Genomic DNA, 23,216 nt, shown 5'->3' with positions numbered 1-23,216 from the left:
AAGACGACAATCCTCTATTTTTTTTAATTGAAAATCATGTCAAAAAAAACTATCGTTTTTTTCTGGCTCTTGTTGTTTTGTAGTACGATTTATTCACAAAACAAGCTGAGCGGAAAAATACAATGCAAGGAGTCCATTCACTTCACTGACATTCATATTCATATTGGCAAAAAAATCATCAACGCTGATGCCTTAGGCAATTATAGCGCCACTGATTTACCTAATGGGAAGATGGCCATCTATATCTCCTACTTGGGTTATCAAACAATTGACACCATTATCGAACTAAAAAATGATTTAAAAATTGATTTTGAACTGAAACGAAACACCACACAGCTTCAAGAAATTGTGATTCAACAAAAAGGGATTCATGCTGACGTAGCTGTTGTTGAACAAGTACTTAAATCTAATACAATCGAAAAATACAGCAACCAATCCTTGGGCGATGCCTTGAAGGAAATAGCCGGAATTTCAACCTTAAAAACTGGAAACACCGTAGTGAAACCCATCATAAACGGACTGTATGGCAGCCGAATTGCGATACTTAACAACAACGTAAAACTTGAAGACCAACAATGGGGTACCGAACATGCTCCTAATTTTGACATCAATGCGGCCAATAAAATTACAGTTATTAAAGGAGCATCGGCCTTGCAATATGGCGGAGATGCGATAGGTGGCCTTGTTCTTATTGAACCTTTGAGCGTTAGTAGAGATACCTTATTTGGAAAAACAATTATGACTTATAACACAAATGGTCAGGGAGGCACCATAAGTTCTGATATTCATAAAGGCAGTAATGAAGGTTGGAGTTGGAATGCTTTGTCTAGTTTCAAATACATGGGCGACAAAGAAGCGCCCGATTATGTACTCTCTAATACAGGAAACAGAGAAGTAAATTTCTCAGGAGATTTAAAATACAGTGCACAAAAATTCAACACCGCCGTATTTTATAGTTTGTACAAAGCACAAATTGGGATTTTGAGCGCATCGCATACCGGGAATGTGAATGATTTGTTCCAATCTATTACTAATAAGATTCCGTCAGTTATTAATGATTTTGGCTACTCTATTCAAAACCCAAAACAAGAAGTTACGCATCATATTGGTAAATTCAACTTTAATTATCATTGGAACGAGGCCGAAACACTCACGCTTCAATACGCTTTTCAGTACAACCAAAGATTAGAATATGATGTTCGTAGGGGCGATTTTAAAAAAACAGCTGCCCTAGATTTAGATTTAAAAACACATTCTTGGAATTTGGATTACCAAAAAATCAATCACGATTGGACAATCAAATCGGGTATGAGTGCTGTTGCGCAAAATAATTATGCCAATCCAGCCACAGGCGTAAGACCTTTAATTCCTAATTATGACAAAATAGATGCGGGTGCTTATGGACTGGCTCATTATAATTTTTCAGAACATTTTTCGATAGATGCAGGATTGCGTTATGATTTTTCAAAAATTGATGCCACCAAGTATTATCAAAAATCAAGATGGGATGAAAGGTCTTATGACAACCATTTTTCTCAAATTATTATTGGCGATTTTGGTACACAATGGCTTACCCAACCGCAGTTTGTTTTTCATAACCTAGCCACTACAGCAGGCATTCGCAAACAATTTAAAAATCAATGGCAATTATATACCAGTCTGAGTTATGCTTCTAGAAACCCCAATTCTTCGGAGTTTTTTAGTGACGGCTTACACCATGCAACAGGTGTAATTGAACTAGGTGATTTGAATTTGAAAAAGGAACTAGCAACTAAATTATCGGTTACGCTTCAAAAAAAATCTAACACTTTTTCATTCGAACTGAACCCGTATTTGAACCGCATTCAAGATTATATTTATTTAAAACCCATTGGTTTTGAAACCACCATACGCGGAGCTTTTCCGGTTTGGGAATACCAGCAAACCAATGCGCAACTGTTCGGAATCGATTTGCACACCCAATGGGCTATTAGCAATCAATGGCAACATTCCTTTTCGGCGGCCAATGTTCACGGAAAAGAAACAACTTCCAATAGTCCTTTAATTGACATGCCCCCTCTGAATTTGAGCAACAAAATTAGTTTTTCAAAGAAAGAATGGCACCAGCTTGTTTTGGAACTCAAAAGCGAAACCGTACTCAAACAAAATCAATATCCAGATAATAATTTTTACACCAATATCATCAAAAACAACGAGCTAGAATCGGTTTTAGTTGATATAAGCACGCCTCCACCCGCCTATCAATTGTTTCATTTTTATGGCGAAATGCAATTTAATATTTTCCAAAAAATACGAACTAAAGTTGCACTCGGTGTCCAAAATATTTTCAATGTTTCCTATCGAGATTATTTAAACCGCCAACGCTTTTTTGCTGATGAAACGGGAAGAAACATTCATATCCAACTCAAATTCAATTATTAAACTTTAATAACAATCCATTTAAATTAGAACAAAATGAAAACAATTCAGAAGTCTCAACCAATTAAATCTTACGCTCTTGCAATGGTCGCTGCATTAACTTTTTTTTCATGTAGTAACGATGACAATCCTGCCCCGCCAGTAAACGAAGAGGAATTAATCACTACGGTCACAGCGGTTTACACACCCGTAGGAGGCGGCACAGCCATTACGCTACAGTACAAAGATTTGGACGGTGAAGGCGCTAATGCACCAGTGATTACGGTTTCGGGCAATTTTGAAAAAAACAAAACTTATAATGGAGTACTAACTTTCAAAAATGAACTAGCAAACCCAGCAGAAGACATCACACCCGAAATTATTGCTGAAGGAACAGAGCACCAAGTATTTTACCAAACAACAGGAACGTTGAACGTATTTACTTACAGTACGGCAACAAGTAATTTTGACAGCAATGGCAAACCGGTTGGATTGCAATCTGTTTTTACCACCACTGGGGCAGCCACAGACACACTTACTATCACACTAAAACATGGCCCAAATAAAACCGCAAACAATGTAGCCTCAGGAGACATCACCAATGCTGGCGGATCTACAGATGCTCAAGTTTCTTTTACCCTTACTGTTTTGTAAATAATTTTAAATCCAAATAACAATGAAAAACAAATTCAACAAATTATTATTTTTATTCGCTTTTACTTCTATCGCACTTTCATGTACCAATGAAGATGACCATCATGACCATTCAGAAGAAGACCTTGGAGAATACAAATACTTGAGAGTATTGGTTTCTGACGAATTAACCAAAGAACTTTCTTTAATCAATCCAGCTACAAGTACTGTTAGTTTTTTTAATGCGAAATTCCCAAAATCGGCACTTTACACCACAGAATCCGGACGATTTGCAGGTATCATCCATAGAACTGACAACACGGTAGAAACCTTTGATAGCGGATTTGAATTTCACGGAGACCATGTGGACACCAAAGGAACGCCAAAATTTGGAGCTCTAACAGGAAGTTCGCTTATGCCTACCCATTTCAAAAGCAAATTTGGCGAAATTTTGACTTTTAATGATGGAGATGGTACATTATCTGTAGCCAAAGAATCGGATGTACATACTGCCAATGCTACGTTTACAACCATCAATACAGGTCTTTTAAAGCACCACGGAGCCATGGCTAGTTTTTCAAACGGAACTTATGCTGTTACAGAGAAAGACAATTCTATCGCTGGAACCTTACCCGAAAAAGTAAAAATTATAGACCGAACTGGTAAAACAATTCATGCTGCAAAACAAGCCACTCAAGGGATACATGACAATGCAACTGATGGAACCTATGCAGTATTCGGATCTGCCAGTGGTATTTTGGTAGTAGAAAGCAATGGCAATCAAAAATTAATTGCGCACCCTACTGCTTTTGGAACATCTTGGTTTGGTACTATTTTAGAAACCGCCAATAAAGGAAAATTTTTGGGATATACTGCGGCAAAAGGAGCTTTTTTAATTGATGTGGTGGCAAATACAGTAACGCCTATTTTTGAAAGCACCAACATTATGCAATGCAAAGTAAGTTATAATCATAAAAAATTAGGGATTTTATTGCATTCAGGTGATTTCAAATTATATGATTTAAACAGTAACCAACTCGAAAAAAGCGCAAAAATAATCGATGAGACTCTGACAACATCCACTCAAAAACCGCAGTTAGAATTAACCCAACGCTTTGCGTACATCACTTTGCCTACTAGTGGCGAATTGCTTCAAGTAAATCTTTCAACTTTGGTTACTTCAAAAATAAAAACCTCAGCTACCCCTTACCGAATTACCATTTTTGGACATGAGAATAGTGCTGCGCATTAATGAATTCTAATCCTAAAACTAAAAAAGGCATGCAATTTTGTATGCCTTTTTTGCACTCAATAAAACAAAATTAAATGAAAAAACTACCCGTAACCGTACTGTCAGGTTTCCTTGGCGCAGGAAAAACCACTTTGCTTAATCACATCCTTCATAATAAAGAAGGATTAAAAGTCGCCGTGATTGTCAATGATATGAGCGAAGTTAATATTGATGCTCAATTGGTCAAAAACGAAATGACACTATCACGAACCGAAGAAAAATTGGTTGAAATGAGCAACGGCTGTATTTGTTGCACCTTGCGAGAAGATTTGATGCTGGAAGTAGAAAAACTAGCCAAAGAAAACCGTTTTGATTATTTATTAATCGAAAGCACTGGTATTAGCGAACCCATTCCGGTGGCGCAAACGTTCACTTTTGTCAACGAAGATGAGAACATCGATTTATCGCGTTTTAGCTACATTGACACCATGGTGACTGTGGTCGATGCCTTTAACTTTTTTAAAGACTTTGGCTCTGCCAAAACACTCGAAGACATTCAGGCAACCAACATCGAAAACGACAATCGAACCATCGTAAACCTATTAGTTGACCAAATCGAATTTGCCAATGTAATTCTACTTAACAAAACTGATTTGGTTGCTCCAAAAGAACTGAATATCCTAAAAGAATCCATAAAAAAATTAAATCCAGTAGCCAATATAATATGCTCAGAATTTGGTAAAATCAATCCAAATGAAATTATAAATACGGGTCTATTCAATTACGAAGAAGCCGAAACTTCAGCAGGCTGGATACGCGAACTCGAAGGAATACACACACCCGAAACGGAGGAATACGGCATTGGTTCTTTTGTTTTCAGAAGTGAAAAACCGTTTCATCCGTACCGATTTTGGGATTTTCTAACGCAAGATTTCCCTTTGAGTATTCTCCGAAGCAAAGGATTATTCTGGATAGCCTCGCGTCCTGACCAAGCCATTAATTGGAGTCAAGCAGGAGGTTCAATGAAAGCCGAAAATGCAGGTGTATGGTGGGCAAGCATGCCACTAGGTGAGCGAATGAATTTTGATAGTTTTGTCCAAAATCAAGACATCATCGAAGAACGATGGACTACTGAATTTGGGGATAGACTAAACGAATTGGTCTTTATTGGTATTTCATTAGATGAAAAAAAGATTCGTCAACAACTCCAAGATTGCTTATGCACCAAAGCAGAAATTATGGATTTAAAAGATGGTTTTTTCACCCTCAACGACCCTTTTCCAATTCCAAAAATCGCTAAATCAACCGTTTGAAACTATTTTTTTTAATTAAGATTAAAAAAAATTGCTTAATAAATTATTCAATCAAAAATATTTTTTAGATTTGCCTAAATTTTAAATTTAATAACAACTAAAATATAATTGTGAAAAATCTAATTCTTAGTTTCTTTTTGTTAATCAACAGTATAGTAATAGCGCAGTCTAGTATTAAAGGAAAGGTAACAACTGGACAAAATCCATTACCTTCAGCTAATGTGATTTTAAAGAAAACTAATAAAACCACTGTCACAGATAGCGAGGGCAACTATAGGTTTACAAATGTTCCACAAGGGAATTATGATATTATTGCCTCCTATACAGGCTTTACTGCAGACAAAAAAGCAATATCAGTTACAGATAGTCTGGACATAACTGTCGATTTTGATTTAAAAGAAAACAATTCTCTGGATGAAGTGGTGGTTACAGGAACTTTAAAACCTGTTAGCAGATTAGAAAGTGCTGTCCCAGTAGAAGTGTACAAGCCTTCATTTTTCAAAAAAAACCCAACAGCGAATGTATTTGAAGCCTTACAAAATGTAAATGGAGTGCGCCCGCAACTGAATTGCAATGTTTGCAACACAGGTGACATTCACATTAACGGACTCGAAGGGCCATATACCTTAGTTTTAATTGACGGAATGCCCATTGTGAGCGGTTTGTCAACGGTTTACGGATTATCAGGAATACCAAATTCATTATTAGACAGAATTGAAATTGTCAAAGGACCTGCCTCATCGCTATACGGTAGTGAAGCTGTAGGTGGATTGATTAACATTATTACAAAAAAACCTTATAGCGCTCCTCTATTTTCAGCAGATTCATTCACAACAGATTGGGGCGAATTTAATTTGGATTTAGGCTTTAAAGCCAATTTAGGAAAGACAACATCGGTTTTAACAGGTGTTAATTATTTCAATTACAGTAACCCAATTGACAACAACAACGATAATTTTACCGATGTCACCTTGCAAGACCGTGTTTCTGTTTTTCAAAAATGGAATTTTGAGCGAAAAAGTAACAAACTACTCTCTGTCGCAGGACGGTACTTTTACGAAGATCGTTGGGGAGGTGAATTACAATGGAACAAATCATTCCGTGGTGGCGACGAAGTTTATGGTGAAAGCATTTACACCAAACGATGGGAACTACTAGGTGCATATGAATTGCCATTTACCGAAAAAATGTTATTCAACTTCTCTTACACAGACCACGACCAAAATTCGGTATATGGAAACACGCCTTACATAGCGAAGCAGCGAATTGGTTTTGGACAACTGACTTGGGACAAAAAAATTAACAATCACGATTTACTATTTGGAAGTGCATTGCGTTACCAATATTACAACGACAATACAACAGCAACAGTAGAGGAAGATATCACTTGGATTCCGAGTTTGTTTGTTCAAGACGAAATCGCTTTCAATGAAAACCACAAAATCCTTTTAGGGGCACGTTACGATTACAACAACAACCACGGTAACATTTTTACGCCTAGATTTGCGTACAAATGGAAAGTGAATAACAACAATATTATACGTTTCAATACAGGAACAGGATTCCGAATTGTTAATTTATTTACCGAAGAACATGCAGCACTTACAGGTTCAAGAGATGTAATTGTTTTAGAAACTTTAAAACCAGAACGTTCTTATAATGCCAACTTGAATTATCTGAAAAAAATATATACTAACAAGGGTGCTTTTATCGGAATAGAAACGACAGCTTGGTACACTTACTTTACGAATTCTATCCTTCCAGATTACGATACCAATCCCAACCAGATTATCTACAAAAATCTTGATGGATATGCCGTTACAACAGGAATTAGCACTAATATCGATATGATTTTTGGCAATGGTTTAAAATTTATTGTAGGGGCTACCTTCATGGAGGTTTCTAAAAAAGAAGACGAAATAAAAACCCAACAAATCCTAACAGAAAAATTCTCAGGAACCTGGGCTATCTCCTACCGTGTCAATCCATTATACTTAGACATTGATTACACTGGAAATGTTTATGGCCCGATGCGTTTACCTCTTTTAGGAGATTTGGATCCAAGAGCAGAATATTCTCCTACTTGGAGTATTCAAAACATTCAATTTACCTTTAACAAATTCAAAAATATTGAAATATATGCCGGTATAAAAAACCTGTTGAACTGGACACCTAACAAAGGAAATCCGTTTATTATTGCCCGTGCCCATGATCCTTTTGATGAAAATGTAAAAGTTTCTGATGGCAATACTAATGATACCAATAATTATGGTCAAAAAGGGAATTTTGTTCCAAATGGTCAGGTAGTCGACACAGCAGATAATCCGTATGCGTTAACCTTTGATCCAAGTTATGTCTATGGGCCGAACCAAGGAATCAGAAGCTTCTTGGGATTACGGTATACATTGAGATAACTTCTTGGGAGTGGCACTATAATCCCAATTTAGAATTTAGTTATGGAATCAAAGAACGTATTCAAATACTTCTTCATTGGTTTTTTCCACTCCCCAAAATTGACCAGAATAAGCTGACTCTGTGGTAAGATAGGGCATATTATTAAAATCTCCCCCTTGGTACAAGTCAATATATTTTGTTTCTTTTCTTAAAACAGTACTAATTGTAAAAAATCCTTTTTTTCGCACATTTTTCACCACTTTCCATTCCCTGTTTGAATATTTTTCTTTTGGCACTACAATTAACAAGCAGTCAAAAATTCCACCGTCAATCACATCCAACCACATTCGAACGCCTAAAACCATAGTACTCAATTGAAACTGATTCTTCTCTTGTGTAGCTTCAACCGACCAGTTTTGGCCTGAAAAATCATTATTTAAAACTAGATGAGGCATATAACTAAATCTTCCTCTGTTAAAAATATCCAAAACCATTTTTTGATTTCCGATCAAAGTAAATATTTGATAATAATAGTTTGTATCTGTTGTCATGGTATTTGTTTTAGGATTTAACCTTCTGTAATGAAGAAATGTTTTCAAAATTCAGAAATCAAACAAGCAGAAAATTAAAAAATGTCATGAAGTCTGTATAAATTGACATAAAGAAGCAATCAATTGACAAGAGAACAATCTCCGCTATTAGAAAAGAGCTATTAAACTATAACAAAACTTTATAGCGCATAACCTAGAGTTATTTTTAATCTTCGTAACTTTGCATACTCAAAACAATTAATATTTAAAAATATATCAATATGTATCCAGAAGAAATGGTAAGACCAATGCAGGCCGAATTAACAACTGCAGGTTTTCAAGATTTACATAGTGCATCAGCAGTAAATGATGCCATCCAAGCAGAAGGAACCACATTAGTAGTTGTAAATTCCGTTTGTGGATGTGCTGCTAGAAATGCGCGTCCAGGAGCAAAAATGAGTTTAGATGGTGCTAAAAAACCAGACCATTTAATCACTGTTTTTGCAGGTGTTGACAAAGAAGCGGTAGATGCTGCTAGACAACATATGTTTCCTTTTCCTCCATCATCACCTTCTATGGCATTGTTCAAAAACGGAGAATTGGTACACATGTTAGAGCGTCACCATATTGAAGGTCGTCCAGCTGAAATGATTGCTGAAAACTTACAAGATGCTTATAACGAATACTGTTAACACTTAGGTTTAACCGCAACGGTCACAAAGTATAGCACTAAGTTCGCTAAAATTTTAACCATAGTTTCACAGATTTTAAATTTGTGAAACTGTGGTTTTTTTATGATTCCTTTAAAAGCTTCAAAAATCAAACATTTTGAAAAAAGAATTTCCAAACATCTCCTTTACCGTCATTGATAACGAACACCGATTTCCTATCCAAGTCAAACACGGTAGTTATCCCAATTTAATGTTTTTGTTGAAAGAAGCGTTAGGTTTGGAATCTTTTGGCGAATGCGGTGGCGTGGGTCGTTGTGCGACTTGTGTGGTTCAAGCCATTGGAATCAAAGGAAAATCAGTTGTAAAAGAACGAAACGAACCCAATACGCTAGAACTATTAGGATTTACCGAAGAAACAATTCGGCTTTCGTGTCAATTGTTTATTACAACCGATTTGGAAGGAGCAGAGATTTCTATTTTAGAAATCTAAACTTATGGCTCACTCAAATCCCTAGCCCAGTCCCAAAGCTTCGGGCGCTGCAAAAAGCTACAAAACATTTTAAAAATGATTGCCTTTAAAAATTTAAGTAACATTAAGACTTAACATTCTAAATCTCTTAATGGTTCCAAAAAAACTTAGTCCCTTACAAACTTTGCTAATTCCTCGCTTTTCCTTACTTTTGCAACCATAATTTCTCAACTTAAACGTTTATAGCATGCAACTGTACAACACTTTAAGCGCAGAAGAAAGAGCCATCATGATTGATGATGCCGGAAAACAAAGACTTACTTTGTCTTTCTATGCTTATGCGCAAATTCAAGACCCAACACAATTTCGTAACGATTTATTCCTTGCTTGGAACTCACTAGAAGTTTTAGGCCGTATTTATGTAGCCAAAGAAGGAATTAACGCCCAACTATCTGTTCCTGCAGACAATTTTTATGCTTTTAAAGATTCTATCGAAAAGTATGATTTTATGCAAGGCATCCGATTGAATGTTGCAGTAGAACACGACGATCATTCGTTCTTGAAACTGACCATTAAAGTGCGTGACAAAATTGTTGCTGACGGCTTAAACGATGAAACTTTTGACGTGACTAACATAGGAGTACACTTAAAAGCTAAGGAATTCAATGAAATTTTAGACAATCCAGATACCATTGTAGTCGATTTTAGAAATCATTACGAAAGCGAAATAGGCTATTTCAAAGGAGCCATTACCCCAGATGTAGATACCTTCCGTGAATCTTTGCCTATTATTAACGATCAATTAAAAGATTTCAAAGAAGACAAAAACTTGGTAATGTATTGCACCGGAGGAATTCGTTGTGAGAAAGCATCGGCTTACTTTAAGCATCAAGGTTTTAAAAACGTTTACCAACTGGAAGGCGGAATTATCAACTACGCCAAACAAATCAAAGAGGAAAATCTCGAAAGTAAATTCATTGGTAAAAACTTTGTCTTTGACCACCGTTTAGGAGAAAGAATTACAGACGATATCGTTTCCCAATGCCACCAGTGCGGAAAACCTTGTGATGTGCATACCAATTGCATCAACGAAGGTTGCCACTTATTATTTATTCAATGTGAAGAATGTGCGCAAGCCATGGAAGGCTGCTGTTCACAAGACTGTGTTGATGTGATTCATTTGCCAGAAGAAGAACAAAAAGCGATTCGTCGTGGGGTGAAAAACGGAAATAAGATTTTCAAAAAAGGAAAATCGGATGTGCTGACTTTTAAGAAAAGAGAAGCCAATCAAGATCCTTTGGCGGCGGTTCCCAACTTAACTGATTTAGCAAAATCGAAAGCTTTAGCTAAAAAATTACCAAAACTCAAAAAACAATACATCGGAAAAGGAACCCATTTTTACCCAAAACCAAGTATTGGACAATTTGTTATCGAAGAAAACGAAATCAAAGTGGGCGACACCATTCTAATCAAAGGACAAACTACTGGAGAACAACAACTAGTTATTACCGAAATGCAAGTGAATGATGCAAAAGCGGATAAAGCTGTTGCAGGCGATAACTGTACATTTCAATTGCCGTTTAGAATTCGATTATCAGATAAGTTGTACAAGGTTTTGGAGTCTTAAAAAACTCTTTAGACAACATTTACAAAGTGGTTCTTTCTCAATTTTATAGAGAGAACCACTTTTTTTAGTTAAACACTGCTCTTAATAATGAGAATAATTTACTTTTAGCTTAAATTTAAGAACGAATGCTAAATCCAACAATTGCAACTTACACTTAAAAAATACTATCTTTACCAATTAAACGTTTTAAGAACTTAAGTTGTGTCTTTCACAACACTACATATATCATTATGGCATGTACAAGTTGTTCAACTTCTGATGGTGGCGCACCTAAGGGTTGTAAAAATAATGGGACTTGCGGCACCGATAGCTGCAACAAATTAACGGTCTTTGATTGGCTTTCGAATATGAGTTTACCCACAGGCGAAGCTCCGTTTGACTGCGTTGAAGTACGTTTTAAAAATGGGAGAAAAGAGTTTTATCGCAATACCGAAAAATTGACACTAAGCATTGGTGACATCGTGGCTACGGTGGCTTCACCAGGACATGACATTGGAATTGTGACATTAACTGGCGAATTGGTTCGCATCCAGATGAAGAAAAAGGGAGTCAATCCGAACAGCAATGAAGTCCCGAAAATTTACCGAAAAGCTTCTCAAAAAGACATCGACATTTGGTCAACAGCGAGAGATCGCGAAGAACCAATGAAAGTGCGTGCTCGTGAGCTGGCCATTCAACATAAATTAGAAATGAAAATTTCTGATATCGAATTTCAAGGTGACGGTTCCAAAGCTACTTTTTACTATACCGCCAATGATCGTGTGGATTTTAGACTTTTAATCAAAGATTTTGCTAAAGAATTCAGCACTAGAGTCGAAATGAAACAAGTAGGCTTTCGTCAAGAAGCAGCTCGTTTGGGAGGAATTGGTTCTTGTGGTAGAGAATTGTGTTGTTCTACTTGGCTGACTGACTTTAGAAGTGTGAATACATCGGCAGCACGTTACCAACAATTATCATTGAATCCTCAAAAATTAGCAGGTCAATGTGGAAAACTAAAATGCTGCTTGAACTACGAATTAGACACCTACATGGATGCCTTAAAAGGTTTTCCTGATTTTGATACTCGTTTGGTAACCGAAAAAGGAGATGCTGTTTGCCAAAAACAAGACATTTTCAAAGGACTGATGTGGTTTGCTTACACAAGCAATTATGCCAACTGGCATGTCTTAAAAATCGACAAAGTTCAAGAAATCATTGCTGAGAATAAGCAAAAAAAGAAAGTTTCTGCCTTAGAAGATTATGCAATTGAAGTCATTCAAGAAATTGAAAAAGATTTCAACAATGCTATGGGACAAGAGAGTTTAACTCGTTTTGACCAACCTAAGAAAAAGAAAAAACCAAACAGAAAACCAAAAGCAGCCGCCGAAAAAGCAACTGCGGATAACAAAGGTAAATCGGCCACTGAAAACAAACCGAACAACCCTAAACCTGCTGGTAATAAACCAAGACCAAACAATAAAAGGAACGCTAATAATAAAAACGCTCCAAAGGGCGAAAACAATCCGAATCCACAACCTAGAAAACCTATAATTATTACCAAAAATGAGAATAAAAAGTAGTTTTTTCATTCTTCTTATGGCGATTCTTTTTTGTTCTTGTGACGAAAAAAGAGTGTTTGACGAGTACCAAACTGTTGGAAGTGCTTGGCATAAAGACAGTGTAGTATCTTTTGATTTACCCGTTTTGGATTCCACCAAAAGATATGATTTATTCCTGAACCTTAGAGCCAACAACAATTATCCTTATAATAATATTTTTTTGATTGTTACCTTAGAAAAACCAAATGGATATACTAAAGTTGATACTCTAGAATATGAAATGGCTTCCCCTGACGGGAGTTTATTAGGCGAAGGATTTACAGATATTAAGGAAAGTAAATTGTTCTACAAAGAAGGGGTTCGCTTTCGTGGAAAATATAAAGTAAACATCAAACAAGCGGTGAGAGAATCTGGAAAAGTACCTGGAGTAAAGGAACTGGAAGGCATCACCGACATTGGATTAAGAATAGAAAAAAAAGAATAGATAGTAAGTTTTATGGCTACAAACAAAAACAATCAAAACAAGACTGATTTTAAAAAGTACAACCAAGCTTTTTGGAAGTTTTTCTTTTATGGACTGGGCGGTATAGCCGTTTTTTTCCTATTTGCTTCTTGGGGAATTTTTGGCTCTATGCCTTCCTTTGAAGACTTAGAAAATCCAGACTCCAATTTGGCTACCGAAATCATCTCCTCTGACGGAGTGGTAATTGGTAAATATTTCCAAAAAAACAGGTCTCAACTTAAATATTCCGACTTACCTAAAAACCTTGTAGACGCACTTGTTGCTACTGAAGACGAACGTTTTTATGAACATTCAGGTATTGACGGAAGAGGAACTCTGAGAGCCATAGCTACCCTAGGAACCAGTGGTGGAGCGAGTACTCTGACCCAACAATTGGCCAAACAATTATTTCACGGTGAAGGTTCTAAATTCCTACCATTTAGAATTGTACAAAAAATCAAGGAGTGGATTATCGCTATCCGTTTAGAAAGACAGTATACTAAGAACGAAATTTTAGCCATGTACTGCAATATTTACGATTTTGGAAATTACTCTGTTGGGGTAAGTTCTGCAGCACAAACCTATTTTTCAAAAAACCCAAAAGAATTAACTATAGACGAATCGGCGATTTTAGTGGGTATGTTCAAAAACTCTGGTTTATACAATCCCGTGCGCAACCCACAAGGAGTTAAAAACCGTCGCAATGTCGTTTTGGCACAAATGGAAAAAGCGAAAATGATTACAACAGAGCAAAAACTAAAATACCAAGCTTTACCAATTTCACTTAAATTCAAACTAGAAAGTCATCGTGAAGGTACTGCCACTTATTTTAGAGAATACCTGCGTGATTACATGAAAAAATGGGTTGCAGAAAATAAAAAACCTGATGGAACGGATTATGACATTTACAAAGACGGTTTGAAAATCTACACTACCATCGATTCCAGAATGCAATTGCACGCTGAAGAAGCAGTGGAAAAACACATGGCCAACTTGCAAGAAGAATTTTTCATACAATCCAAAGGCAATAAGAATGCTCCTTTTGTGAATATTACGGAAGCGGAAACCAACCGCATTCTAAAACAAGCCATGAAAGCTTCCAACCGTTGGAATGTGATGAAAGGAATGGATAAAACAGACGAAGAGATAGAAGCTTCTTTTCATCAAGAGGCGAAAATGACGGTGTTTACTTGGAAAGGCGAAAAAGACACCATCATGAAACCAATAGACTCTATTCGTTACTACAAGCACTTTTTACAATCAGGATTGATGGCTATGGAGCCTCAAACAGGAAATATCAAAGCTTGGGTGGGTGGTATTAACTACAAATATTTCCAATACGACCACGTGGCACAAGGAGCGAGACAAGTAGGTTCTACATTCAAGCCATTTGTTTATGCTACCGCCATTGAACAATTGAACATGTCGCCTTGTGATTCGATTATCGATGCGCCATTTACCATTCCAGTAGGGCGTCACCATGTAACTGAAACTTGGACACCTCGAAACTCAGACAATAAATACCGCGGAATGGTGACTTTGAAAAAAGCCTTAGCGAGTTCGATAAACACCATTTCAGCCAAATTAATGGACAAAGTAGGCCCTGAAGCTGTAGTGGATTTGACGCATAAATTAGGAGTTAAATCACAAATTCCACTACAACCCTCTATCGCACTTGGAGCAGTAGATATTACTGTTGAAGAAATGGTAGCTGCCTATAGTACTTTTGCAAATCAAGGTGTCTATAATAAACCCCAGTTTTTATCTCGAATAGAAGACAAAAGCGGCGTTGTGATTTACGAACCTATTCCAGAGTCACATGATGTATTGAACAAAGACATTGCCTTTGCAGTGGTTAAATTACTTGAAGGAGTTGTCGAAGGCGGTTCAGGTTCCAGACTAAGATCAACTTACGGTGGAAGCGGAGATAATAGATGGACAGGTTACCCTTATGCCTTCACCAACCCGATTGCTGGTAAAACAGGAACTACACAAAACCAATCTGACGGATGGTTTATGGGAATGGTACCCAATTTAGTTACTGGTGTTTGGGTAGGTTGTGAAGACCGTTCAGCGCGTTTCAAAAGTTTAACATACGGACAAGGAGCAACAGCAGCCTTGCCAGTTTGGGGTTATTTCATGAAATTGTGCTATCAAGATCCAGAACTTAAAGTTTCAAAAGAAGCTTTTGATCGCCCACCAAATTTATCTATTAAAGTAGATTGTTATTCTGCTCCAAAAGTAAAAGACTCTACCTCTTTACAACAAAACACTGAAGAATTTTCATTTTAATACACAGATAGCCTCCTAAAAATCGGGAGGCTTTTTTTTGTAATTCGATAAAACTATTCTTGAAAAAATATATTTCTTAGAGAAAAAGATATTTTTTTCTTTTGAAAATAAAGCCTTATTTTTAAGTACCAAAAGAAATTCATTTGTTATGATTAATAAAAAAGTAAATACGGTACAAGAAGCTATTAACGGAATCAAAGACGGAATGACGCTATTAGTTGGCGGTTTTGGTTTATGCGGTATTCCCGAAAACACTATTGCTGCCTTGGTACAAAATGGAAGCAAAAATTTGACCTGTATTTCTAATAATGCTGGTGTAGATGATTTTGGACTCGGCTTGCTTTTGCATAAAAAACAAATCAAAAAAATGATCTCGTCCTATGTAGGAGAGAATGCCGAATTTGAACGACAAATGCTCACTGGCGAACTCGAAGTGGAATTGATTCCGCAAGGTACTTTAGCCGAGCGTTGTCGCGCCGCTCAGGCTGGGATCCCCGCTTTCTACACACCTGCAGGTTACGGAACTGAAGTGGCTGAGGGCAAAGAAACCAGAGATTTCAATGGCAAAATGCATGTGTTAGAGCACGCCTTTCAAGCCGATTTTGCGATTGTAAAAGCCTGGAAAGGCGACACCGCAGGCAACCTTATCTTCAAAGGAACCGCACGCAACTTTAATCCTGTAATGGCGGGTGCCGCCAAAGTTACCATCGCCGAAGTCGAAGAACTAGTAGAAGCTGGATCACTTGACCCAAATCAAATTCACATTCCAGGGATATTTGTACAACGAATTTTTCAGGGAGAAAAATACGAAAAACGGATTGAACAACGAACAGTGAGAAAGAAAGAATAGTGTTTCGTTTAAAAACTTAATTTCCGTAACAACTTGGTTAAAAAAAATAATGTTTGTATGGCTTTAACAAAAGAAGATATCGCAAAACGCATCGCACAAGAACTCCAAGATGGCTATTTCGTCAACTTAGGGATCGGAATCCCAACGCTTGTGGCTAATTATATCCCAAAAGGAATTAATGTTGAAATACAAAGCGAAAACGGCGTCCTCGGCATGGGTCCTTTCCCCTTTGAAGGCGAGGAAGATGCTGACATCATCAATGCGGGAAAACAAACCATTACCACATTAGCGGGAGCCAGTTTTTTTGACTCGGCTATGAGTTTTGGAATGATTCGCGGGAAACACGTTGATTTAACCGTTTTAGGCGCGATGGAAGTGGCGGAAAATGGCGATATAGCCAACTGGAAAATTCCTGGTAAAATGGTTAAAGGAATGGGTGGCGCAATGGATTTGGTCTCTTCTGCGGAAAATATTATTGTAGCCATGATGCATGTCAACAAAGCAGGTGAATCTAAAATCCTCAAAAAATGCAGCTTGCCCCTAACAGGTGTAGGATGTGTTAAAAAAATAGTTACGGAACTGGCCGTTCTCGAAGTAACTCCAAAAGGCTTTAAACTCTTAGAACGTGCGCCAGGGGTTTCTATTGAACATATTATTGCCTCAACTGAAGCGGAATTGATTGTTGAAGGGGAAATTCCAGAGATGGTGATTGATTAAACTCAAAGATTTAATTAATTATGAAATATATCGTTTACTTGTTTTTTAAAAGTTTTATTAGTCTTTTATTAGCCTTTGTTTTTTTTAAATTTTGGCAGTTAACAATGAAAAAAAGAATTAGAAATCAGAATATTCATGATTCTTTATATAATAGGAATAAAATATTTGAAACTAAAATTTCTGGATGGTTTATAATTTTAATATTAATTTTTCTTTCAATAAAATTTTTTATAGAAGCTTTAAAATTTATTTAAAAAATATCATAATGCTATACGGAAATTTTAAATGGTTAAAAGTCCTTTAGTTTTTATTGGCTTGGGATTATTCGTAAAATATTCTAATAACCCTAAAATATTTAGCGTAAAAAAATATTCAAGATCTCTAATAATAATTGGAGTTGTTCTTTTTGTGCTGAATCATATTTTGAATCTTAAAAAATGAGTATTCCAAATATGAAGTGTTGTTGTAAACGTTTGTCGTGTTCATAAATAGTTTTACAATTAGTGTAATAATAGATGAGTTTATTTCCGGAAGATACATAACGCCTAGTCCTGATAGGAGTGAAAAGCCTTTGCGAATTGAAAACCAATTTTTCTTGCACTGGCAGAGCGACTAAAGGAAGCTCCTTCCAGTGCTTAGAAAAAAGGTTTGAAATTGCAAAGCTTGTAACGAATAGCAGGGATTAACTCCAAAAAAAACCGCAAATTCACAAATTAGAAATCTGCGAATCTGCGGTTTAAAATAGATATTAACTTAGTTTCTCAGTATCTTAGTTACTAAGAACCTTTGATTACAAATTCTCAAAGAAATCATTTCCTTTATCATCGGTGATAATAAACGCTGGGAAATCTTTGATGGTGATTTTACGAACGGCTTCCATTCCTAATTCTTCAAAATCCACTACTTCTACCGAAAGGATGTTTTCTTTCGCTAAAATAGCGGCAGGACCACCGATAGAGCCTAAATAGAATCCACCGTAAGTTTTACATGCGTTCATTACTTCTTTGGTACGGTTTCCTTTGGCAAGCATCACCATACTTCCGCCATTTTTTTGGAACTCTTCTACATAGACATCCATACGTCCCGCAGTAGTTGGTCCAAAACTTCCTGATGGCATTCCGTCTGGTGTTTTAGCAGGTCCCGCATAATATACTGGGTGGTTTTTAAAATAGTCTGGCATAGGTTTACCAGCATCTAGTAATTCTTTGATTTTAGCGTGTGCAATATCACGAGCGACAATCAAAGTCCCGTTTAATTTTAAACGTGTTTTGATAGGGTATTGCGATAATTTTTTAAGGATATCCGCCATTGGTTGGTTCAAATCAATTTCAACCGCTTCTTCCAAATGGGGTGGTGTAGCAGGTAGTAAACGTGCAGGATTTACTTCTAATTGCTCAACAAAAATCCCCTCTTTGGTAATTTTTCCTTTGATATTTCTGTCAGCGGAACAAGAAACACCTAATCCTACTGGACAAGAAGCAGCATGTCGTGGCAAACGAATCACACGAACATCATGAGTGAAATATTTACCTCCAAACTGCGCTCCGATAGCACTTTCTTGACAAATCAATTGCACTCTTTTTTCCCATTCTAAATCACGGAAGGCTTGACCTGCCATGTTTCCAGAGGTAGGAAGATTGTCAAAATATCCTGCAGATGCTTTCTTTACAGCGGCTAAATTAGCTTCGGCCGAAGTTCCTCCAATCACTAATGCCAAGTGATACGGCGGACAAGCGGATGTTCCTAAATCCATGATTTTAGCACGAACAAAAGCATCCATCGATTTTTCGTTCAATAAGGATTTGGTTTGTTGGTACAAATAAGTTTTGTTAGCCGAACCTCCTCCTTTTGCTAAAAACAAAAACTCGTATGAATTTCCTTTTTTGGCATAAATATCAATTTGTGCTGGAAGATTGGAACCTGAGTTCTTTTCTTCAAACATACTAATCGGTACAATTTGAGAATAACGTAAGTTGCGCTCTTGGTAGGTATTGAAAATTCCTTTTGATAACCATTCGGCATCGTCCACTCCTGTATAGACATTTTCTCCTTTTTTAGCCATCACGATTGCCGTTCCTGTATCTTGACAAGAAGGCAACTCCCCATCAATAGCCACTACAGCATTTTGCAATAGATTGTAAGCCACAAATCGGTCGTTATCAGTAGCTTCTGGGTCATCGAGAATGGCTCTTAATTTTTCTAAGTGAGAAGTACGCAACATAAACGAAACATCTTTTAATGCTTCTTGTGCTAATAATTCCAATCCTTTTGGGTCAACCGTCAAAATCTCGCGGTCACCTAATTTTTCTACTTTCACATAATCCGAACTGATTTTGCGGTATTGTGTATCGTCTTTTAAAATGGGATACGGGTCTTGATATATAAAATCCATGATTTGATTGTTATTTTGAATGCCAAATATAAGAATTGTTCAAAGAACGAGTATAAGATTTATTTCAAGAACTAGCACAAATTAGTGAAATTACAAATTACAAAGAAAGATTTAGAACAAAGTATAAACTAAAAAAGCTACAGAAAATTAAATCTGTAGCTTTTTGAATTTATAATATAAATAACTAATTAACCTTAATTAATTTGACTTCAAAGATCAAAACAGAACCCCCTGGAATTCCGCTGTATGCATAACTTCCGTAACCCAAAGTCGCTGGAATTAATAAAATACCACTTCCACCTTCTTTAAAATACGGAATACCCTCAGTCCATCCTTTTATTACTTGCTGCAATCCAAAAGTGGCACCAGCACTTTGATCGAATACTGTTTTATTGGTAAAATAACCTTTGTATGCTACGGTTACATTTGAAGTAGCTGTTGGTCTCGTCCCTGTTCCTTCTTCGTTGATTACATAATACAACCCCGAATCTGTCTTGGTAGCAATAAGTTGATTGTCTGCAATGTATTTTAAAATTTCAGCATCATTTGCAGCACTATATTCAACCGAAATTAACTTAATTTCAAAAATCAAAACCGAACCCGCAGGCACACCTTGGTTGTCATAGCTTCCGTAGCCCAGATGTGCAGGTATTAAAAGGATACCTTCTCCACCCTCTTTAAAGAAAGGAATTCCCTCTACAAAGCCCTGTATCAACGTTTGTAAACTTGCCGAAAAACCCTTGTCTGTACTTTCTCCAAACACCTTTTTATCTGTGTAATATCCTTTATACGATACCGTTACATTTGAAGTTTTGGAAGGCTGTTTCCCTGTTCCTTCATTATTAATTACATAATACAAACCCGAATCTGTTCTTGTAGCATTAAGATTGTTTGCATCAATATAGGCTTTTATTTCGGCTTCATTTTCAATTGAATAATCATAAGGAGGAGCAACATCATCATTGTTACAAGACAAAAATAATACAGCTATAATAGCCAATAAGGAATACTTCATAATATCAATTTTAAAAAATAAGGGTAGCAAATATACTTATTTGAAATAATAATAATTAATAAGTTTTTCATAAAAAAAGCTACGTATTATTTAAAATCAGTAGCTTTTTTTATCTTCAATAAATATTCTGTTTAATTAGGTAACATCTAACATTACTTATTTTGACCTGGAGCAAAACTCTTAGCGCTTTGACTCCCTGTCATTTTTTTTGCTTGACCAGGAGGAATTTTTCCTGAAGCGGTAGTAGTAGTTCTTACGCTACAACTAAACAAACTTCCCAATAGAAACAAGATTAATAATCCTATTGCGATGTATTTTGAATATTTTCCCATTTTAAAAATGTATTTATTTGTAATTATTTATTTCGAATTAAAAGAACCAAGTTGCCACAAAAATCGCAGTTATCACACAAATAACGTCTACCAAAAGCATGGTTCCTAAGGCATAACGCGTATTTTTGATATTTACCGAACCAAAGTAAACGGCAATCACGTAAAATGTACTTTCGGCACTACATTGAAAAATACTACTCAAGCGTCCCGTCAAAGAATCGGCTCCAAAAGTATTCATCGAATCAATCAAAAACCCTCTGGAACCTGCAGAACTGAATGGTCTAAGCAAGGCAACAGGCAAGGCATCCACGATTTCTTTATTCACTCCCATATTCGAAAAAACAAATCCAAGTCCGTTGCTTATAATTTCGAAAAGTCCACAATTTCTGAATAGTGAAATCGCTACCAACATCCCCAAAACATAAGGAAAAATTACAACTCCCGTTTTTACCCCGTTGTTAGCTCCCACCACAAAAGAATCAAAAACAGTCGTATTAGCATCACCAAATTTCTTTTCATTCTTGAATGAAAACACTAAGGTAAAACCAATAATTCCCAATAATATTAATCCTGAAAGATTATTGGTAAAATAGCTTTTCCCGATTAAATCCAATTGGTTCACATACATCAACAAACCAATAATCGCTCCAATTAATCCCATCAAGGCAGCCAATAAAGACGCACTTTTGAAATTGATTTTTTGTCTGGCTCCTACGATTAAAAACGCAGCAATTGTACCGATGAAAGAAGTAATAATACACGGCAACATTACATCGGCTGGATTAGCAGAACCAGCAGCGGCACGATAACCAATAATCGAAGTCGCGATTAATGTTAATCCTGAAGCATGCAAGCACATAAACATGATTTGAGCATCACTGGCTCTGTCTTTATCGGGGTTAATTTCTTGTAAACTTTCCATTGCTTTTAATCCAAATGGCGTCGCAGCCGAATCTAATCCCAAGAAATTGGCAGCAAAGTTCAGGGTCATATATGAAATGGAAGGGTGATTTTTAGGAATAGAAGGAAACACTTTTACAAACACTGGACTCAACACTTTAGCTAATTTTCCCGATGCTCCAGAGATGATTAATAGTTCCATCAATCCACAGAAAAATGCCAAATAAGCAATCAAAGGTAAGATTAAATCCACCAAGGTGCTTTTACAAGTAGGCAACAAACCGTCGGATTTTTGAGTGCCGCTAAAAACCTTGACGGTTTTACTTTTATACACATAAGTTGTATCTGGATTGGAAAGATCTCGGTTAACAACAAAAGTATTGTCTGGAGATTTAGCAATACTGTCTTGAATAAAAGCAGGAAGCTGCTCCAAATACTGCTCAGAAACCAGAACAGGCTCTCCTTTTTGACCATTCAAAACAAAATCAATGGTATAAGTGTTGGCAGTAAACAAACTCACCACAATAAAAACAATCGACGAAATAAAAATAGCTAACCAAAACCTACTTAAAACCATATTTTTTTATTTTTTGTAAATGTAAATATTTAACCGTAAAAAGTCCGCAAAAACTAAACACAGATTCCACAGATTATCACAAATTAAATCTGTGAGAATCTGTAAAATCTGTGTTGCTTAATTAAACATGAATAATCTCCTCTTCTATCAACAAATCTTCTCTTCTTAATCGGAGGAAAATTTGCGCTACGGCGATGGTGTCTTTTTCGCAATAAGTGACAATGCGGTCGATGTCTTTTTCGACATAAAAAACATGTCCTACTTGACTGCCGTCAATATCGCCTTTTGGAGATGGAATCCCAAGTACTTTACACATTAATTTTAGAGATGTATAGTGCTTGTAATCACCAAATTTCCATAACTCCAATGTGTCAAGATGCGGAATTTCCCAAGGTTTTTTGCCAAATAAATTTAGTTTGTCGGGAATTGCAATGTTGTTGATAATCATTCGGCGTGCCAAAAACGGAATATCAAATTCTTTGGCATTGTGTCCGCATAAAAGATGTTGCGGCCCATTGAAATGATTGTTCAACAGATTATTAAAATCTTTTAGCAACTTGGCTTCTTCGCCAAAAAAAGAAGTCACTCTAAAGTTGCGAATATCCCCTTTGATGACAAAAAAACCAACCGAGATACAAACAATTTTTCCAAACTCGGCCCAAATTCCCGCACGATCGTAAAATTCTTCTGCCGAAAAATCGTCTTTGCGCTGGTATTGTGTTTTTTGTTCGTACAATACTTTCGTTTCCTCGTCCAATTCTTTGAAATCAGCTGTTTCAGGCACAGTTTCAATGTCCAAAAAGAGAATATTATTCAGGTTTATTTTTTCAATCATA

At 36.5% G+C, this 23,216-nt stretch carries 19 protein-coding genes; 13 read left to right on the top strand and 6 right to left on the bottom strand.

All coding sequences use genetic code 11. The features are described 5' to 3' along the window. Nucleotides 1–36: 36 nt before the first annotated feature. The 5 genes from ACNH59_RS06050 to ACNH59_RS06030 all read left to right on the top strand — a co-directional run bounded on the left by ACNH59_RS06050 (nucleotide 37) and on the right by ACNH59_RS06030 (nucleotide 7,988). The gene (locus ACNH59_RS06050) at nucleotides 37–2,421 is read left to right on the top strand and encodes a TonB-dependent receptor (RefSeq protein WP_418264532.1); all 2,385 of its coding nucleotides are present in this window, start codon (nucleotides 37–39) and stop codon (nucleotides 2,419–2,421) included. 33 nt (nucleotides 2,422–2,454) lie between these two features. Further along, entirely contained in the window at nucleotides 2,455–3,051 is a 597-nt protein-coding gene (locus ACNH59_RS06045) for a type 1 periplasmic binding fold superfamily protein (protein ID WP_418264531.1), read from the top strand. A 22-nt stretch (nucleotides 3,052–3,073) separates the two neighbouring features. Continuing rightward, entirely contained in the window at nucleotides 3,074–4,282 is a 1,209-nt protein-coding gene (locus ACNH59_RS06040; RefSeq protein WP_418264530.1) for a hypothetical protein, read from the top strand. A 74-nt stretch (nucleotides 4,283–4,356) separates the two neighbouring features. Next, complete coding sequence (locus ACNH59_RS06035; RefSeq protein WP_418264529.1) at nucleotides 4,357–5,574, top strand: GTP-binding protein; 1,218 nt, start codon at nucleotides 4,357–4,359, stop codon at nucleotides 5,572–5,574. A 110-nt stretch (nucleotides 5,575–5,684) separates the two neighbouring features. After that, nucleotides 5,685–7,988, top strand: coding sequence for a TonB-dependent receptor (locus ACNH59_RS06030; protein ID WP_418264528.1), 2,304 nt, complete (start codon nucleotides 5,685–5,687; stop codon nucleotides 7,986–7,988). 48 nt (nucleotides 7,989–8,036) lie between these two features. Here ACNH59_RS06030 and ACNH59_RS06025 read toward each other — a convergent pair whose 3' ends face one another. Beyond that, nucleotides 8,037–8,519, bottom strand: a complete 483-nt coding sequence (locus ACNH59_RS06025) for a hypothetical protein (RefSeq protein WP_418264527.1) — start codon at nucleotides 8,517–8,519, stop codon at nucleotides 8,037–8,039. A 260-nt stretch (nucleotides 8,520–8,779) separates the two neighbouring features. Here ACNH59_RS06025 and ACNH59_RS06020 point away from each other — a divergent pair, with 260 nt between their 5' ends. The 8 genes from ACNH59_RS06020 (at nucleotide 8,780) to ACNH59_RS05985 (ending at nucleotide 17,164) form a co-directional block, all read left to right on the top strand. Then, nucleotides 8,780–9,190, top strand: a complete 411-nt coding sequence (locus ACNH59_RS06020; RefSeq protein WP_418264526.1) for a BrxA/BrxB family bacilliredoxin — start codon at nucleotides 8,780–8,782, stop codon at nucleotides 9,188–9,190. A gap of 136 nt (nucleotides 9,191–9,326) precedes the next feature. Further along, on the top strand, nucleotides 9,327–9,659 hold the full coding sequence (locus tag ACNH59_RS06015) for a hypothetical protein (RefSeq protein WP_418264525.1): 333 nt from the start codon (nucleotides 9,327–9,329) through the stop codon (nucleotides 9,657–9,659). Between the two features lie 226 nt (nucleotides 9,660–9,885). Beyond that, nucleotides 9,886–11,265, top strand: a complete 1,380-nt coding sequence (locus ACNH59_RS06010; RefSeq protein WP_418264524.1) for a rhodanese-related sulfurtransferase — start codon at nucleotides 9,886–9,888, stop codon at nucleotides 11,263–11,265. Nucleotides 11,266–11,495: 230 nt separating this feature from the next. Next, nucleotides 11,496–12,824, top strand: coding sequence for a PSP1 domain-containing protein (locus ACNH59_RS06005; RefSeq protein WP_418264523.1), 1,329 nt, complete (start codon nucleotides 11,496–11,498; stop codon nucleotides 12,822–12,824). After that, nucleotides 12,808–13,287, top strand: coding sequence for a gliding motility lipoprotein GldH (locus ACNH59_RS06000; protein WP_418264522.1), 480 nt, complete (start codon nucleotides 12,808–12,810; stop codon nucleotides 13,285–13,287). Before ACNH59_RS06005 ends, ACNH59_RS06000 begins: the two co-directional genes overlap by 17 nt. A gap of 12 nt (nucleotides 13,288–13,299) precedes the next feature. Continuing rightward, the gene (locus ACNH59_RS05995) at nucleotides 13,300–15,597 is read left to right on the top strand and encodes a penicillin-binding protein 1A (RefSeq protein ID WP_418264521.1); all 2,298 of its coding nucleotides are present in this window, start codon (nucleotides 13,300–13,302) and stop codon (nucleotides 15,595–15,597) included. A 148-nt stretch (nucleotides 15,598–15,745) separates the two neighbouring features. Further along, entirely contained in the window at nucleotides 15,746–16,447 is a 702-nt protein-coding gene (locus ACNH59_RS05990; RefSeq protein ID WP_418264520.1) for a CoA transferase subunit A, read from the top strand. Nucleotides 16,448–16,504: 57 nt separating this feature from the next. Beyond that, the gene (locus tag ACNH59_RS05985) at nucleotides 16,505–17,164 is read left to right on the top strand and encodes a CoA transferase subunit B (RefSeq protein ID WP_418264519.1); all 660 of its coding nucleotides are present in this window, start codon (nucleotides 16,505–16,507) and stop codon (nucleotides 17,162–17,164) included. A 790-nt stretch (nucleotides 17,165–17,954) separates the two neighbouring features. On the opposite strand, the gene ACNH59_RS05980 is transcribed toward ACNH59_RS05985, so the two are convergent. From ACNH59_RS05980 to ACNH59_RS05960, 5 genes are all read right to left on the bottom strand, one after another. Next, nucleotides 17,955–19,556 carry a fumarate hydratase gene (locus tag ACNH59_RS05980; protein WP_418264518.1) on the bottom strand — a complete coding sequence of 534 codons (1,602 nt, stop codon included), beginning with the start codon at nucleotides 19,554–19,556 and terminating at the stop codon, nucleotides 17,955–17,957. A 184-nt stretch (nucleotides 19,557–19,740) separates the two neighbouring features. Next, complete coding sequence (locus ACNH59_RS05975; RefSeq protein ID WP_418264517.1) at nucleotides 19,741–20,571, bottom strand: FKBP-type peptidyl-prolyl cis-trans isomerase; 831 nt, start codon at nucleotides 20,569–20,571, stop codon at nucleotides 19,741–19,743. Nucleotides 20,572–20,723: 152 nt separating this feature from the next. After that, on the bottom strand, nucleotides 20,724–20,903 hold the full coding sequence (locus ACNH59_RS05970; RefSeq protein WP_418264516.1) for a hypothetical protein: 180 nt from the start codon (nucleotides 20,901–20,903) through the stop codon (nucleotides 20,724–20,726). Nucleotides 20,904–20,940: 37 nt separating this feature from the next. Continuing rightward, the gene (locus ACNH59_RS05965; protein ID WP_418264515.1) at nucleotides 20,941–22,380 is read right to left on the bottom strand and encodes a nucleoside recognition domain-containing protein; all 1,440 of its coding nucleotides are present in this window, start codon (nucleotides 22,378–22,380) and stop codon (nucleotides 20,941–20,943) included. 121 nt (nucleotides 22,381–22,501) lie between these two features. After that, complete coding sequence (locus tag ACNH59_RS05960; RefSeq protein ID WP_418264514.1) at nucleotides 22,502–23,215, bottom strand: 3'-5' exonuclease; 714 nt, start codon at nucleotides 23,213–23,215, stop codon at nucleotides 22,502–22,504. Between the last annotated feature and the right edge of the window lies 1 nt (nucleotide 23,216).

The sequence above is a fragment of the Flavobacterium faecale genome, from assembly GCF_048320115.1.
Lineage (GTDB): Bacteria > Bacteroidota > Bacteroidia > Flavobacteriales > Flavobacteriaceae > Flavobacterium > Flavobacterium faecale_A.
Note: the sequence above shows the minus strand (reverse complement) of the source record. Positions and strands in the feature narration are given on the sequence as shown.

Coding starts and splice junctions, on each gene's coding strand:
- ACNH59_RS06050 (WP_418264532.1), top strand. CDS start 37: ATGTCAAAAAAAACTATCGTTTTTTTCTGGCTCTTGTTGTTTTGTAGT.
- ACNH59_RS06045 (WP_418264531.1), top strand. CDS start 2,455: ATGAAAACAATTCAGAAGTCTCAACCAATTAAATCTTACGCTCTTGCA.
- ACNH59_RS06040 (WP_418264530.1), top strand. CDS start 3,074: ATGAAAAACAAATTCAACAAATTATTATTTTTATTCGCTTTTACTTCT.
- ACNH59_RS06035 (WP_418264529.1), top strand. CDS start 4,357: ATGAAAAAACTACCCGTAACCGTACTGTCAGGTTTCCTTGGCGCAGGA.
- ACNH59_RS06025 (WP_418264527.1), bottom strand. CDS start 8,519: ATGACAACAGATACAAACTATTATTATCAAATATTTACTTTGATCGGA.
- ACNH59_RS06020 (WP_418264526.1), top strand. CDS start 8,780: ATGTATCCAGAAGAAATGGTAAGACCAATGCAGGCCGAATTAACAACT.
- ACNH59_RS06010 (WP_418264524.1), top strand. CDS start 9,886: ATGCAACTGTACAACACTTTAAGCGCAGAAGAAAGAGCCATCATGATT.
- ACNH59_RS06005 (WP_418264523.1), top strand. CDS start 11,496: ATGGCATGTACAAGTTGTTCAACTTCTGATGGTGGCGCACCTAAGGGT.
- ACNH59_RS06000 (WP_418264522.1), top strand. CDS start 12,808: ATGAGAATAAAAAGTAGTTTTTTCATTCTTCTTATGGCGATTCTTTTT.
- ACNH59_RS05995 (WP_418264521.1), top strand. CDS start 13,300: ATGGCTACAAACAAAAACAATCAAAACAAGACTGATTTTAAAAAGTAC.
- ACNH59_RS05990 (WP_418264520.1), top strand. CDS start 15,746: ATGATTAATAAAAAAGTAAATACGGTACAAGAAGCTATTAACGGAATC.
- ACNH59_RS05985 (WP_418264519.1), top strand. CDS start 16,505: ATGGCTTTAACAAAAGAAGATATCGCAAAACGCATCGCACAAGAACTC.
- ACNH59_RS05980 (WP_418264518.1), bottom strand. CDS start 19,556: ATGGATTTTATATATCAAGACCCGTATCCCATTTTAAAAGACGATACA.
- ACNH59_RS05975 (WP_418264517.1), bottom strand. CDS start 20,571: ATGAAGTATTCCTTATTGGCTATTATAGCTGTATTATTTTTGTCTTGT.
- ACNH59_RS05970 (WP_418264516.1), bottom strand. CDS start 20,903: ATGGGAAAATATTCAAAATACATCGCAATAGGATTATTAATCTTGTTT.
- ACNH59_RS05965 (WP_418264515.1), bottom strand. CDS start 22,380: ATGGTTTTAAGTAGGTTTTGGTTAGCTATTTTTATTTCGTCGATTGTT.
- ACNH59_RS05960 (WP_418264514.1), bottom strand. CDS start 23,215: ATGATTGAAAAAATAAACCTGAATAATATTCTCTTTTTGGACATTGAA.